Genomic DNA, 13,517 nt, shown 5'->3' with positions numbered 1-13,517 from the left:
CGGGAGCCCTATCCTTGTCCCCGGCAACGTCACGGCACGGCCCACACCCGGGCACACCCACGACAGAGGCCACCACACCCGGCCCCCGTAGCTCAGTGGATAGAGCAGGCGCCTTCTAAGCGCTTGGCCGCAGGTTCGAGTCCTGCCGGGGGCGCCAAGTGTTCGCCCTCCTTCGGGAGGGTATTTCTGTAGCTGCATTTCTGGGCCCCCTATGGCCCGATCCCTGCCGTGGAGTGGACGACGCTGGTCGGGACGGGACTTGGGGCTGTACTGGGACGGACGAAGATCATGCGAGTCCGCAGGCCAGGGCGGCCAAGATCCGGCAGCTGTTCCAGGCGTCGGGATGTGATGAGGCACGTGAACGGCTGATCCTCACGATGGAGACGCGACCCGGGCTGCCCGTGTGGTGCTTCGGCGAGAACTGAGCGCACTGGACGTGTGGCGTGGTGTCCCGCAGCGGCCGGTGACGACGACCAGTGACAGGCCGGCTACAGGCCGGCTACTCGTGCGGCCGGTGAACGTGCAGGTCACGGGTGCCCGACCGAACGCGTTTCCTTCGAGGGGTAGCCGTCAGGCAAGATGGGGTGTATCTGCCCACTGCCAGAATTCAAGCTGCCGGACGGTTTCTCTTGGCTGAGTACATCTACACCATGCGCAAGACGCGCAAGGCGCACGGCGACAAGGTGATCCTTGACGACGTGACGCTGAGCTTCCTGCCCGGCGCGAAGATCGGTGTGGTCGGTCCGAACGGTGCCGGTAAGTCCACCGTTCTCAAGATCATGGCCGGGCTGGAGCAGCCGTCCAACGGTGACGCGTTCCTGTCCCCCGGCTACTCCGTCGGCATGCTGCTCCAGGAGCCGCCGCTCGACGAGTCCAAGACGGTCCTGGAGAACGTGCAGGACGGCGCCGCCGAGATCATGGGCAAGCTCAAGCGCTTCAACGAGGTCGCCGAGCTCATGGCCACCGACTACTCGGACGCGCTCATGGAGGAGATGGGCAAGCTCCAGGACGACCTGGACCACGCCAACGCGTGGGACCTGGACGCCCAGCTGGAGCAGGCCATGGACGCGCTGGGCTGCCCGCCCGGCGACTGGCCGGTCACCAACCTCTCCGGTGGCGAGAAGCGCCGCGTCGCGCTCTGCAAGCTGCTGATCGAGGCTCCCGACCTGCTCCTCCTCGACGAGCCCACCAACCACCTGGACGCCGAGTCCGTGCAGTGGCTGGAGCAGCACCTCGCGAAGTACGCCGGCACCGTCGTCGCCGTGACCCACGACAGGTACTTCCTCGACAACGTCGCCGAGTGGATCCTCGAGCTGGACCGCGGCCGCGCCCACCCCTACGAGGGCAACTACTCCACGTACCTCGACAAGAAGGCCTCCCGCCTCAAGGTCGAGGGCCAGAAGGACGCCAAGCGCGCGAAGCGGCTCAAGGAAGAGCTCGAGTGGGTGCGGTCCAACGCCAAGGGGCGTCAGGCCAAGTCCAAGGCGCGACTGTCCCGTTACGAGGAGATGGCCGCCGAGGCGGACAAGATGCGGAAGCTGGACTTCGAGGAGATCCAGATCCCGCCGGGCCCGCGTCTGGGCAGTGTGGTCGTCGAGGTCAACAACCTCAGCAAGGCGTTCGGCGAGAAGGTCCTCATCGACGACCTCAGCTTTACGCTGCCGCGCAACGGGATCGTCGGGGTCATCGGTCCGAACGGCGCCGGCAAGACCACCCTCTTCAAGATGATCCAGGGTCTGGAGACGCCGGACTCCGGTTCGATCAAGGTCGGCGACACCGTCAAGATCTCGTACGTCGACCAGAGCCGCGAGAACATCGACCCGAAGAAGTCGCTGTGGGCCGTCGTCAGCGATGAGCTGGACTACATCAATGTGGGCCAGGTCGAGATGCCCTCGCGGGCGTACGTCTCCGCCTTCGGGTTCAAGGGTCCGGACCAGCAGAAGCCGGCCGGCGTCCTCTCCGGCGGTGAGCGCAACCGTCTCAACCTCGCGCTCACCCTCAAGCAGGGCGGCAACCTGCTGCTCCTCGACGAGCCGACCAACGACCTCGACGTGGAGACACTGGGCTCCCTCGAGAACGCGCTGCTCGAGTTCCCGGGCGCGGCCGTGGTCGTCTCCCACGACCGGTGGTTCCTGGACCGGGTGGCCACGCACATCCTCGCCTACGAGGGTGACTCCAAGTGGTTCTGGTTCGAGGGCAACTTCGAGTCGTACGAGAAGAACAAGATCGAGCGGCTCGGACCGGACGCGGCTCGTCCGCACCGCGCCACCTACAAGAAGCTGACCCGGGGCTGATCTCTTGCGGCACATCTACCGCTGCCCGCTGCGCTGGGCGGACATGGACGCGTACGGCCACGTCAACAACGTGGTCTTCCTTCGCTACCTGGAGGAAGCCCGTATCGACTTCCTGTTCCGCCCGGAGAAGGACTTCAAGCAGGGGTCCGTGGTGGCACGCCATGAGATCGACTACAAGCGGCAGCTGGTCCACCGGCACACACCGGTGGACATCGAGCTGTGGGTCACGGAGATAAGGGCGGCGTCCTTCACGATCATGTACGAGGTCAAGGACCCGGACCAGGTCTATGTCCGGGCCTCGACGGTGATCGTGCCGTTCGACTTCCAGGCGCAGCGGCCACGGCGGCTCACCGCGGAGGAACGGGAGTTCCTGGAGGAGTACCGGGACGACCGGGGCGACGCCTCCGAGGCCTCCGAGGAGGACGAGGACGAGGGGGAGGCCGTCGCCGCATGACGGTGCTCCACCTCGCCGACGAAAGGGAGGCGGCGGATCTCGCGGCCTTCCTCTCCCGGCTGCTCCACTACGACCGTGGAGCCGCGGTACGCCTCCAAGGAGCCGGCACCGCACTCGCCGTCTTCGGACGGCCACCGTCCTTCGAGGTGCTCGCGATCCGCGCGGTGCGGCTCGGCAAGCCGTACGAGGACGGACTCGACGTGACACTGGACGTGACCGTGTCCGCGGGTGAGCTCCTGGAGTCCATCGACGAGGCCGCGGTCACCGCGGGCGTTCCGGCGGCGGTGACCGGGCCGCCGTGGGCCGGGGTGCTGCCACCGCGCGGTGGCTGGCGGGTGGAGCCGGGGCTGCCGGCGCCGGACGCGTTGCGGGCCATGGTCGCCGCCGTGATCGCCGAATTCCGGTCCCGTACCGACGAGTTGGAGCCCGAGGCGCGTACGAGGGCCGAACTCGACCGGATCGGGCGGGAGATCTGGTCCCGGACGGTCGGGGACACCGGGTTGCCGGTGCGGGCCGTGCACGCGGCCCAGTCGCTGGGATTCCTGCGTCCGGCCGTGCCCGCCGCCGACCTGAGTGCGCCCGATGAGACGCCGCTGGGGCTGTTCTCGTCGGGCGCATGGCTCAGGCTGCGCACGCCGTACGGGTCGATCGCCGTACGCAGGGCGGGACTCGGGGCGCTGGACGTCAGCGTCCGCTGACCCCGGCCCCACCGGCGGCCACCACTACACCAGCGGCCACAGGGCGGCGGTCAGGCCGAAGCCGAGGACGCCCATGACGGTCGTCAGGACCGTCCACGTGCGCAGGCCCGAGGCCACGTCCAGGCCGGCCAGCTTGGTGAACATCCAGTAGCCCGCGTCGTTGATGTGCGAGACGGCGAGACCGCCCCCGCCCATCGCCAGGGCGATCAGGGAGAGTTGGCCGGTGGACAGGTCGGCGCGCTGCAGGAGCGGGGCGAGGATGCCCGCCGTGGTGATCAGCGCCACCGTGGCCGAGCCCTGGGCGGCACGCAGGACCAGCGCCGTCAGGAAGGCGAGGACGAGCGCGGGCAGGCCGCTGCGGTCCAGTACGTCGGCGATCGCGTCGCCGATACCGCTCGCCACCAGCACCTTGCCGAAGACCCCGCCCGCGCCCGCCACCAGGATCACCATCGCCACCGGCGGCAGGGCCGACGTCATCACGCTCGCGATGTGGGCGCGGTCCCAGCCGCGGCGGGCGCCGAGGATGTACGCGCACAGCGCCACGTCGATCAGCAGGGCCACCATGGGGGCGCCGAGGACGGTGAGGACGGCGCGCGGTGCGGAGCCGTCGGCGAGGAGGTTCTGGCCGAGGGTACCGGCGAGGATCAACAGGATCGGGGTGACGATCAGGGTGAGGACCGTGCCGAAGGAGGGCGGGCGGACGGCCGGGGTGGTGGTCGTCGGGGCCGGCTTGGTGAGGACGGTGGTGCCGTGGCCGTCGTCGGCCTGGGGAGTGGAACCTCCAGGCGTTCCGGGGGTACCGGGTGCTTCGGCTGCTTCGGCTGCTTCGAGAGTGGTCTCCTCGCCGTAGATCTCCGCGTGCAGGTCCGGGTCCATCGGGTATTCGCGGCGGGTCATGCGGCGGGAGATCAGGTAGCCCAGCAGGATCACGACCGCGGTGACCGGGATGCCCATGAGCAGGACCAGGCCCTGGTCGGCGCCGATGGCCTGGGCGACGGCGACCGCGCCGGGGTGCGGGGGCAGGAAGGCGTGCACCGTCAGCATCGCGGCGCCCATCGGGAGGGCGTAGACGAGGAGAGGCTTGCGGGAGGCGCGGGCGACGCCGTACGCGATCGGCATCAGGATGATCAGGCCGACCTCGAAGAAGACCGGGATGCCGAGGACGAAACCGGCGACGGTGAGCGCGAGCGGGGTGCGCTTGGAGCCGAAGCGGTCGATGAGGGAGTGGGCGAACGCGGCGGCGCCGCCGGAGAGTTCGACGATCCGGCCGATCATCGCGCCCAGGGCGATGATCGTGGCGATGTGGCCGAGCGTGGAGCCCATGCCGTCCTCGATGGTCTTCACCAGGTCGGCGGCCGGGACGCCCGCGGTGAGGGCCACGCCGATGGAGACGACGACCAGGGCGACGAACGGCTGGACCTTGGCGCGGAGGATCAGCAGCAGGAGGGTGGCGACGCCGGCGGCGGCGATCAGGAGGAGGGTGGTGTGACTCATCGTCCCTCTCCTTTCTGGGCTGGGGAGGCGGCGGACTTCGGGGACAGGAGGGTGACGACGGAGGAGTCGTCGTGGGCGGCGAGACCGGCGCGCTCGCCGAGGAGGTAGAGCTGCTGGGCGGCCGAGGCGAGCGGGACCGGGACGTGGGCGTCCTTCGCGATGCCGGTGACGATGCCCATGTCCTTCACGAAGATGTCGAGGCGGGACTTCACCTCGGGGGCGGTCTCGTTCTCGTACGTCTCGACCATGCGAGGACCGCGGTCGGCGAACATGAACGAACCGGCCGCGCCGTGCCGCAGGCTCTCCACCACGGTTGCCGGGTCGAGGCCGAGGCCGCGGGCCAGCGCGATCGCCTCCGCGGCGGCGGCGATGTGCACGCCGGCGAGGAGCTGGTTGATCGCCTTGAGGGACTGGCCGTCGCCCGGGCGGGGGCCGACGACCGTGAGGGTGGAGGCGAGCAGGTCGAGGACCGGGCGGGCGAGGGCGAGGGCCTTGTCCTCGGCGCCGACGACGATGAGGAGATCGCCGTTCCCAGCACGGACCGGGCCGCCGCTGACCGGGGCGTCGACCGTGAGGACGCCGTGTTCCGCGAGGCGGGCGGCCGTGGTGCGGGCGGCGTCCGGGCCGACCGTGCTGGTGAGGATGACGGTGGTGCCGGGGCGGAGGGTTTCGGCCGCGCCGTGCTCGCCGAAGAGGGCGTTGTCGACCTGCTGTTGGTCGCGTACGGCGAGCAGGACGAGGTCGGCGTGGCGGGCCGCGTCGGCGGGGGTGGGGGCGGTTGTTCCGTCGGCCTCGGTGAGCTGGGCGAGGCGGGGTGCGGATATGTCGTACGCCGTTACGGGGAGGTGGGCGGCGAGGTGGGTGGCCATGGGGAGGCCCATGGCGCCCAGGCCGATTACTGCGGTGTGGGGACGGGGGGTCATTGGTGGGTGCCTTTCTTTCGAGAGCGGGGGGATGGGTGTGGGGCTGGGGCGGCGAGCGGGTGCGGGTGTGTGGGGGCTGGGCTCCTGGGGGTTCGCCCCCTCCGCCCCTTCCCGTCCCGAACCTGGGGCTCCGCCCCAGACCCCGCTCCTCAAACGCCGGAGGGGCTGGATATGCAGACGCTGGAGGGGCTGGATATGCAGACGTCGGAGGGGCTGGATTTGGCGGAGGGGCTGGGTTGCGTGAGCTGGGTGATGATGCGGGTTGCCGTTTCCGCTACCGCGTCTCGGGCTGCCGACCAGAGGCTCACCACGTCGGAACCCGGTAGTGCTGTGGGGAGTTGGGTGCTTACTGCCTGGAGGTAGGCGCGGCGGAGTTCGGCGTTGACGTTGATCTTGGCGACGCCTAGGGGCAGGGCGGCCAGGAGTTGGTCCTCGGGGAGGCCGCTGGCGCCGTGGAGGACCAGGGGGACCGGGACGGTGGAGTGGATCGCGGCCAGGCGGTCCAGGTCGAGGCGTACGGGGTGGGTGGTGAAGCCGTGGACGTTGCCGACCGCCACCGCCAGCGCGTCCACGCCGGTCTCGGCCACGAACTCGGCTGCCTGGGCGGGGTCCGTCATGGCGGTGGGGGCCGCGGTGGCGTTCGTGGAGACGTCCTCGTCGCCCGCCAGGGCGCCCAGTTCGGCTTCGACCCAGGCGCCGTGGTCGCGGGCGCGGCGGACCGCCTCGCGGGTCAGGGCGATGTTCTCGGCGAAGGGGAGGTGGGAGCCGTCGATCATCACGGAGGTGTAGCCGGCCCGGAGGCAGGCGGTGATCTCGTCGAGGTCGCGGCTGTGGTCCAGGTGGACGCCGAGCGGGGCGGGGGAGGCGGCGGCCGCGTCGAGCGCGAGGCGCATCAGGGCGTCGCGGCCCGCGTGCTTGAAGGCGCTCGAGCCTGCCTGGATCAGAGCCGGGTACTTGGGGTCGGCTTCTGCCGCGGCGACTATGCCCTGGACCGTCTCCAGGTTGTACGCGACGAAGCCGGGCAGAGCGCGGCCGGTCTCGTACGCGGTGGTCAGGGCCTTGAGGCCCTCGGGGCCGGTCAGCAGCATCAGGCGGCGCTCCTCAGCAGGGCGAGGGCGTCGGCGAGGGCGTCGTCGCCGCCGACGTTCCCGGCGAACACGATGTAGGGGATGCCGGCGGCGGGGCCGTCGACGGGCTGCCACAGCGAGACGATGCCGGGCAGCAGGGTGCCGCGGGCCCAGGCGCGGCGGATCTCCAGGCCGTGGGTCGCGGTGTCGCTGGAGGTGATGCCGCCCTTGGCGACGACGAAGGCGGGACGGCGGGCGGCGGTGATCAGGCGGACCGTCTCGACGAGGGCGGCGGAGACGTTGCGGGAGATGGCGAGGCTCTCGTCGGGGTCGGCCGCCGTGATCACCGTACGGCTGGTGCGGATGACCGTGTCGTCCGTGTTCAGTGCGGTCGCCGCGGCCGTGGCGATCTCGTGGATGTGCGGGTCTCGGCGGGCCGGGTCGAGGAGTTGGGCCACGTCGAGTTCGTATTCGGTGAGGTCGTCCGTCTGTTCGCGCAGCCGGTTCAGCTGGCGGGTGGTGAGGGAGACGTGGGAGCCGACGACGATCAGGCCGTGCGGCGACGGTGTGCGCAGTGCGGCGAGTTCGGGTGGCGGTGAGCGGGGGGTGGGCGGACTGGCCCGCCCGGGCGCGGACGAAGGAGGGGCCGACCCGGTAGAGGAGGCGGGTGCCCGTCTCCTCCGCCTCGGCGGCGGCGAGGGCGAGGACCCGGAGGTCGTCGTCGCAGACCGCGTCCACCACGGCGGTGGCGCCGTCGCGGAGGGTGCGGAGCCGCTCGCTGACATGGGCGGGGCCGCCGGTGCGCAGGTCGGTGAGGGTGATACGGAGGACCTTGTCGGCGGGGATGCGGCCCTTCGTCTTCTCCTCGACCCACTCAGGGAGGGCGGAGGAGGTGTACCCGAAGGTGGCGTCCTTCGCGAACTCGCTCTCGCCCACCGGGAGAAGGCCGTCCGCAGTGCGCATCCAGTGGACCGAGTCGACGGTGAGGCGGCCGGCCTCGATGTAGGCGGGGACGAGGACGACGCCGTCGGGGGCGGCGCCGGCACGCGTCAACTCCTCGGTGAGGACGTCGGTTTCGAGAGGAAAGTGGCCGCGCAGGGTGGAGTCGCCGCGGGAGGCGATGACGTACGGGATGTTCTCGGCCCGGGAAGCTTCGTTCAGGGCGCGGACGATGGCGCGGTTGCGACCGGCCGCGTCGTCGGGGGAGAGGCTGCGGGTGTTGGTGAGGACGAAGAAGGCGGGGCTGTTCTGGCGCAGGGCCCAGCGGAGGTCCTCGACCGTCCAGGTCGTGAGGACGGGGATGTCCTTGACGGTCTGGGTGCCGGTGGGGTCGTCGTCCAGGACGACGAGGCGGGGAGCCTTCGCCGTCCGGGCCGCGACTTCGGCGGGGGCGACTGCTCTGACGGGCGGGAGACCGGCGAGGACCTCGGGCTCCGGGAGGGCATGACGGGGTAGGGACATGGCGGTTCCTGGGACGTGGGTAGGTGAAGACGTGGCCGTATAGAGACGTGGCTGTACGTGGCTGTACGTGGCTGTGTGAAGGGGGGCGGGGCGGGTGACCGTCGGGTGGGTGTGCCCGCCCGCGGGCCGCGTACGGCCGGTTCGGCTCTGTTACTCGCCGGACTTCAGGACGTGGGTGCGGTAGTCGTGCGCCGTCTGGTTCATGTGGGCGCTCATCGCCTCGCGGGCCTTGTCCGGGTCGCCGGACTCGAGGGCCTGGAGGACCGCCTCGTGGTGGGCGATCGCGTTGACGCGGATCTGGGGGATCGCTGAGGTCTCGCGGCGGCCCTCGGTGAGGAGTGCGCCGAAGGGCTCGAAGAGGAGCGGGACGAAGAGGTTGTTCGTCGCCCGCATCACCGTGGCGTGGAAGTCGATGTCCGCCTGCACGAACTTCTCCGTGTCGGCCTCGTCGGCGGCCTCCCGCATCGTGGCGAGGTGCTCGCGCAGCTCCGCGAGGTGGGTCTCGTCGCGGCGCAGCGCGGCCAGTTCCGTCGCGCCGTTCTCGATGAGGCGGCGGGCCTCGATGAGGCGCTCCGAGAGCGAGGTGTGCGAGGTGTGGGACGCGGCACGGATCACTGCTGCCATGGCCGTCCAGCGGTCCGGGGCGTTCACGTAGGTGCCGCGGCCGCGGACCACGCGTACGACGTTCTGTGCGCGCAGCTGCTTCACCGCCTCGCGTACGGTCAGCCTGCTCACGGAGGACTGCTCGGCGAGCTCCGCCTCCGGGGGGAGAGCGGCGTCCGGCGGGTAGGTGCCGTCGATGATCGCGCTGAGCAGGCGCTCGGCGAGGTCTTCGGAGAGCGACATCGTTGGGCCTCCGGGCGGGCGTGGCGGGCGAGATCGGGGTCCTGGAGCCACCGTACGGGTTGGGTTCGGCGGCGGCGTCGAGGGGATCAGGCGTCTGACGTCAGACATCTGATGTCTCGATGCCGGTAACCATGACAGCGGGTAGGGGGCGCGTCAATACCCGTGCCGTATTTCTGTTCGGTTACGGTGCGTGCTCGTGCTCGTGCTCAGTCGCGCTCGCTGTCGTCCGGCCATACGCCGATGTGGTCCGGCTCCAGTTCGAGGGCCACGCGGTCGCGCATGCCGAGGGCGCGGGTGTAGTCGGCGGGGAGCTGGAGGCGGCCGGCGCGGTCGAGCATGGCGTACTCGCGGGCGACCACCGTCTCGTGGCCGGTCGTCGCGTCGACCTCGCTGCGGCGCAGGACCTCCGTGGAGGTACGGCCGTCCCGGATGGCGACCGTGCGGCGGACCTCGCCGGCCACTGCCTGGTCGTGGGTGACGATGACGATGGTGGTGCCCAGCTGTTCGTTCGCGGTGCGGAAGGCGGCGAAGACCTGTTCCGCGGTGTGGGAGTCGAGCTCGCCGGTGGGTTCGTCGGCGAGCAGGACCGCGGGGTTGTTGGCGAGGGCCACGGCGATGGCGGCGCGTTGCTGCTGGCCGCCGGACATCTGATGCGGGCGGCGGTCGCGGCAGTCGGCGATCTCGAGCAGGTCCAGGAGTTCCAGGGCGCGGTCGGTGTGCGCGCGGCGGGACCTGGGGGTGCGGGTGCGGCCGGCCAGTTGCATCGGCAGGGCGGCGTTCTGGGCGGCGGTCAGGTAGGGGAGGAGGTTGCGGGAGGTCTGCTGCCAGACGAAGCCGACGACTTCCCTGCGGTAGGCGAGGCGGTCCTTCGCGGTCATCGTGAGGAGGTCGCGGTCGGCGACGCGGGCGGCGCCGGCGGTGGGGGTGTCCAGGCCGGCGAGGATGTTCATGAGAGTGGACTTGCCGCTGCCGGACGCGCCGACCAGGGCCATGAGTTCGCCCTCCCGGACCAGGAGGTCGAGTCCCTGGAGGGCTTGGACCTCTATGCCGTCCGTGGTGAAGATGCGGACGAGGCGGTCGCAGGTGATCAGGGCGTCGTGGCCGTAGGTGGGGCGGTTGCGGTGCGCTGTGGCTCGGTCGGCGAGGTCGGTGAGCGTGGGGTTGGTGGCTGTCATTGGCGGCCTCCTGAGCCGGTGCCCGGGGTGGTTGCGGAGGGGCGGGAGCTGGGCGGGAGTGGGTTGCGCAGCCCGGCGCTGCGGGGTGCCGCTCTCTGCGGGTCGGGAGCCTCCCCAGCGGCACGATTGCCCGCAGCTGGGGTGGGTGTGGGTGCCACGGTGGCTGCGCCAGTTGCGCGGGCTGCACCGGCCATGCGCGCTGCGCCAGTCACGCGCGCCGCGCCGGCCACGCGCCCTGCGCCACCGACCGCAGCCGCGCCCGCCGCGCTCACCCAAGCCGTGACAGCCGCTGCCGCTGGCGTTCATCGCGCATCCCCCGCTCTCAACTCCCGTACCGATCCCCGCCGTCCCGACCACCACGCCTGGCCCGCCGCCACGCCCACCGCCAGTACGAGCACCGAGATCGCCGGCACTGTCAGTGACAGGGCGTCCGTGTGGAGTTCGGCCCTGGTCGGGGCGGTCTGTGTCGAGGCGAGGGCGATGGTCGTCAGGTCGATGCCGGGGGAGAGGAGGCGGATGGCGGCCCAGCCTGTCAGGGTCCCGCCGAGGGCTGCCAGGACGGCCTGGGGGAGGGACTCCAGGATGAGGAGGCGGCGGCCTTGGGCGCGGGTGAGGCCCATGGTGCGGAGGCGGGCCAGCAGGGCGGTGCGTTCGGGGGCGGCGCGCAGGAGGGCGAGGAGCAGGGCCAGGACGGCGTAGCCCGCGCCGGCCGCGACCGCGGTGGCGTAGATGCGCTCGGCGCCGGACTGGAGGGGTGAGTCGACGAACCGCGCGCGTTCCTCGGCCCGCAGCTGGATGCCCGCGGAGTCGCCCGCAGCCCGGCGCAGCGCTCCGGCGTCTATGTGGTCGCCGGTCAGCAGCAGTGCCGTCGGACGGGCCGCGGTGCCGCTCAGCCCGGCGCGGTCCACGACCAGGAAGTGGGCGCCGGAGATCGCCGGCGTGCGGTCCCGGACGAGGACGATCCGCACGGTGATCGTGCTCCCGTCCTCCAGGCCCACCGGGAACGGGCGGGTGCCGTACGTCGCCGCGGTGGCCGGGGAGGCCAGCGCGGGCAGAGCGGCCGAGGCATCGGCGGCACCGCCGTCCCCCGACCCCGACTCGCCCTCGCCGGAATCCGCCCCAGCCGCCGCCCCCAACTCCCCTCCCCCGAACCCCCCGACCCCCACCCGCCCTGCCAACGCCGCGTACTCCCCGGGATCCACCCCCACCAGCGCCACCGTCTCCCGCCCCTCCTCCGGCCTCGCCTGATACACGATGCTCGCCTCCGCCACCCCGTCCACGCCCGGCACACGGCGGATCCGGTCGGGCAGGGCGGTCGGCAGGGGGCCGGTCGTCTCGATGCGGGCGTCGGCGCCGACCGTGAGCAGGGCCGCGTGGTCGCGGGCCTCGCGCACCCCGGCGAGGACCGAGCCGCCGAAGGCCGCGGTGGTGAGGGCGGTCAGCAGGGCGAGGAGGGGCAGCGTCGCCGGGACGGAGGTACGGCCCGCGCGGGCCAGCGAGAGATGGCCCACCGCGCCCCGCAGCCGGCCGGCCGGGCGGGCCAGCGCCCGCAACGGGAGCGGGTACAGCCGGACCAGGACCAGCGCCGCGATCACGCCGATCAACACCGGGGCCAGCGACACCAGTTGGTCCCCGGCGGAACCCGACGTGCCGCGTCGGCGCAGGGTCTCGACCGCGCCGGCCGCAAGGACCACCAGCGTGAGCTCCGCGACCGTACGGCGGCGGGACGGACGCATGGACGTCACGTCCTCGCGGCCCCCGTGGACGTGGACCGCCCGGTGCGCGGCGGCGGCCCGCAGGGGCAGGGCGCAGCAGGCGAGGGCCGTGACCGCCGCGGCCGTCAGGACGGCGGGCAGCGCGCGGGGGGCCGGCAGGGAGAGCAGCGCGGCCGTGAGGCCGAGGGCGCCCGCGGGGAGGGCGATGACCGTGGTCTCGGCGAGCAGGCGGCCCGTCACGCCCCGCAGGGAGGCGCCGCGGGCGCGCAGGAGGGCGAGTTCGGTGCGGCGGCGGTCGGCGGCGAGGCCGCCCGCCATCAGCAGGACGACGGCGGCGACCGTGCCGGTGCCGAACGCGGCGACGGAGACGAGCGGGTCGACGCCCTCGTGCAGCCGGGCGTAGGAGGCGAGCACGTCGTCGAGGTCGGTGTTCACGTCGGTGACGCCGGCGGTGTACTCGTCCGCGAGGTCGCCGATCGCGGTGCGCACCTTCTGCAGTGCCGGGCCGGATTCCAGGGAGGCGATCGCGGAGCGCAGCCGGTCCGTGTCGTGGGCGTGCAGGGCGTCGGTGGCGGGGGTCAACTGCCAGTACCGCTCGGGGTTTCCGGGCGTGCCCAGGATCGCGGGGGCCGCGTCGGGGGCGAGGAGGAGGGCGCCGAGCCAGTACCGGTCGGCGTCCGAGGAGGGGCCGGGCAGGCGGACGAGGGTGGGGGTGCGCAGGAGGGGCCGCACCGACCAGTAGGCGCCGTCCGGGTCGCGCGGGGCGACGATGGCGGTGACGCGGACGGCGAGGGGCTCGCGTTCCATGCCGGGTACGTGGATCACCGAACCGGCCTTGATGTGCAGGCCCTTGGCGGTCTCGACGGTGACCGCGGCCTCCACCTCGGCCGCCCGGGAGGTCACCTGGCCGGTCGCGCGCGGAAGGCGTCCGGTCCGCAGGTCCGCGTGCTCGGCGAGGCCCGCCTGGGCGACGAGGGACACCTGCGCGGGCAGACCGGTCGGCCTCGGCAGCCAGGGGTCCGGCGCCACCAGGTCCATGGTGGTGCTGACGCCGTACGTCGACTGGCCGCCGTCGACGGTGAGCGGCTCGGGTACGAGGGCGCGGACGTCGGCGTACTGCCGGGACAGGGCCTTGGGACGCAGGGCGTCCTCCCGCTGTGTCTGTGGCAGCAGCGGGCTCGGTATCGGGGCGGCGCCCCGCACACCGCTCCGCTCGGGCCCGGCCTGCGCGACGGCCCGGTGCAGACCGGCGTCCCCGTACCGGTCGACGGCGCGGGGGAACGCGGCGGCCAGACACGCGGTCAGCGCCACCAGCAACGCGAGCGCGCAGGCGGCCCCGGGGGCGGTCCGCAGCCTGGTCCGCACCCATGGCGTCATGACCGAACTCACC

10 protein-coding genes, 1 tRNA gene and 1 pseudogene are annotated in these 13,517 nt (G+C 72.2%); 4 read left to right on the top strand and 8 right to left on the bottom strand.

From position 1 onward, the window contains the following. Positions 1-81 precede the first annotated feature (81 nt). The 4 genes from QFZ76_RS19440 (at position 82) to QFZ76_RS19425 (ending at position 3,446) form a co-directional block, all read left to right on the top strand. Positions 82-157, top strand: a tRNA-Arg gene (locus tag QFZ76_RS19440). A 472-nt stretch (positions 158-629) separates the two neighbouring features. Beyond that, positions 630-2,294, top strand: coding sequence for an energy-dependent translational throttle protein EttA (ettA, locus tag QFZ76_RS19435; RefSeq protein ID WP_307674928.1), 1,665 nt, complete (start codon positions 630-632; stop codon positions 2,292-2,294). Between the two features lie 4 nt (positions 2,295-2,298). Continuing rightward, a complete protein-coding gene (locus QFZ76_RS19430; protein ID WP_307674927.1) occupies positions 2,299-2,748 on the top strand; it encodes a thioesterase family protein in 450 nt (149 codons plus the stop codon). Continuing rightward, a complete protein-coding gene (locus QFZ76_RS19425; protein ID WP_307674926.1) occupies positions 2,745-3,446 on the top strand; it encodes a hypothetical protein in 702 nt (233 codons plus the stop codon). Before QFZ76_RS19430 ends, QFZ76_RS19425 begins: the two co-directional genes overlap by 4 nt. Positions 3,447-3,470: 24 nt before the next feature. Here QFZ76_RS19425 and QFZ76_RS19420 read toward each other — a convergent pair whose 3' ends face one another. The 8 genes and pseudogenes from QFZ76_RS19420 to QFZ76_RS19385 form a co-directional block, all read right to left on the bottom strand. Next, positions 3,471-4,940 carry an SLC13 family permease gene (locus QFZ76_RS19420; RefSeq protein WP_307674925.1) on the bottom strand — a complete coding sequence of 490 codons (1,470 nt, stop codon included), beginning with the start codon at positions 4,938-4,940 and terminating at the stop codon, positions 3,471-3,473. Continuing rightward, positions 4,937-5,863, bottom strand: coding sequence for an NAD(P)-dependent oxidoreductase (locus QFZ76_RS19415; RefSeq protein WP_307674924.1), 927 nt, complete (start codon positions 5,861-5,863; stop codon positions 4,937-4,939). The genes QFZ76_RS19420 and QFZ76_RS19415 overlap by 4 nt, the downstream gene beginning before the upstream one ends. A 149-nt stretch (positions 5,864-6,012) precedes the next feature. Next, positions 6,013-6,951, bottom strand: a complete 939-nt coding sequence (locus QFZ76_RS19410) for a class II fructose-bisphosphate aldolase (RefSeq protein ID WP_307680070.1) — start codon at positions 6,949-6,951, stop codon at positions 6,013-6,015. Then, the gene (locus QFZ76_RS19405; RefSeq protein ID WP_307680069.1) at positions 6,951-7,715 is read right to left on the bottom strand and encodes a nucleotide-binding domain containing protein; all 765 of its coding nucleotides are present in this window, start codon (positions 7,713-7,715) and stop codon (positions 6,951-6,953) included. Before QFZ76_RS19405 ends, QFZ76_RS19410 begins: the two co-directional genes overlap by 1 nt. Further along, a pseudogene (locus tag QFZ76_RS19400) lies at positions 7,618-8,391 on the bottom strand (four-carbon acid sugar kinase family protein); the annotation flags it as partial. The pseudogene QFZ76_RS19400 and the gene QFZ76_RS19405, both read right to left, overlap by 98 nt. A 150-nt stretch (positions 8,392-8,541) precedes the next feature. Beyond that, a complete protein-coding gene (locus QFZ76_RS19395) occupies positions 8,542-9,237 on the bottom strand; it encodes a FadR/GntR family transcriptional regulator (protein WP_307674923.1) in 696 nt (231 codons plus the stop codon). Positions 9,238-9,443: 206 nt separating this feature from the next. After that, positions 9,444-10,412, bottom strand: coding sequence for an ABC transporter ATP-binding protein (locus QFZ76_RS19390; RefSeq protein ID WP_307674922.1), 969 nt, complete (start codon positions 10,410-10,412; stop codon positions 9,444-9,446). A gap of 302 nt (positions 10,413-10,714) precedes the next feature. Further along, entirely contained in the window at positions 10,715-13,504 is a 2,790-nt protein-coding gene (locus QFZ76_RS19385) for an ABC transporter permease (RefSeq protein WP_307674921.1), read from the bottom strand. Positions 13,505-13,517: the final 13 nt, after the last annotated feature.

The organism is Streptomyces sp. V4I2, from assembly GCF_030817655.1.
Classification (GTDB): Bacteria; Actinomycetota; Actinomycetes; order Streptomycetales; family Streptomycetaceae; genus Streptomyces; species Streptomyces plumbiresistens.
Note: the sequence above shows the minus strand (reverse complement) of the source record. Positions and strands in the feature narration are given on the sequence as shown.

Coding starts and splice junctions, on each gene's coding strand:
- QFZ76_RS19425 (WP_307674926.1), top strand. CDS start 2,745: ATGACGGTGCTCCACCTCGCCGACGAAAGGGAGGCGGCGGATCTCGCG.
- QFZ76_RS19420 (WP_307674925.1), bottom strand. CDS start 4,940: ATGAGTCACACCACCCTCCTCCTGATCGCCGCCGCCGGCGTCGCCACC.
- QFZ76_RS19415 (WP_307674924.1), bottom strand. CDS start 5,863: ATGACCCCCCGTCCCCACACCGCAGTAATCGGCCTGGGCGCCATGGGC.
- QFZ76_RS19410 (WP_307680070.1), bottom strand. CDS start 6,951: ATGCTGCTGACCGGCCCCGAGGGCCTCAAGGCCCTGACCACCGCGTAC.
- QFZ76_RS19405 (WP_307680069.1), bottom strand. CDS start 7,715: ATGTCAGCGAGCGGCTCCGCACCCTCCGCGACGGCGCCACCGCCGTGG.
- QFZ76_RS19395 (WP_307674923.1), bottom strand. CDS start 9,237: ATGTCGCTCTCCGAAGACCTCGCCGAGCGCCTGCTCAGCGCGATCATC.
- QFZ76_RS19390 (WP_307674922.1), bottom strand. CDS start 10,412: ATGACAGCCACCAACCCCACGCTCACCGACCTCGCCGACCGAGCCACA.
- QFZ76_RS19385 (WP_307674921.1), bottom strand. CDS start 13,504: ATGACGCCATGGGTGCGGACCAGGCTGCGGACCGCCCCCGGGGCCGCC.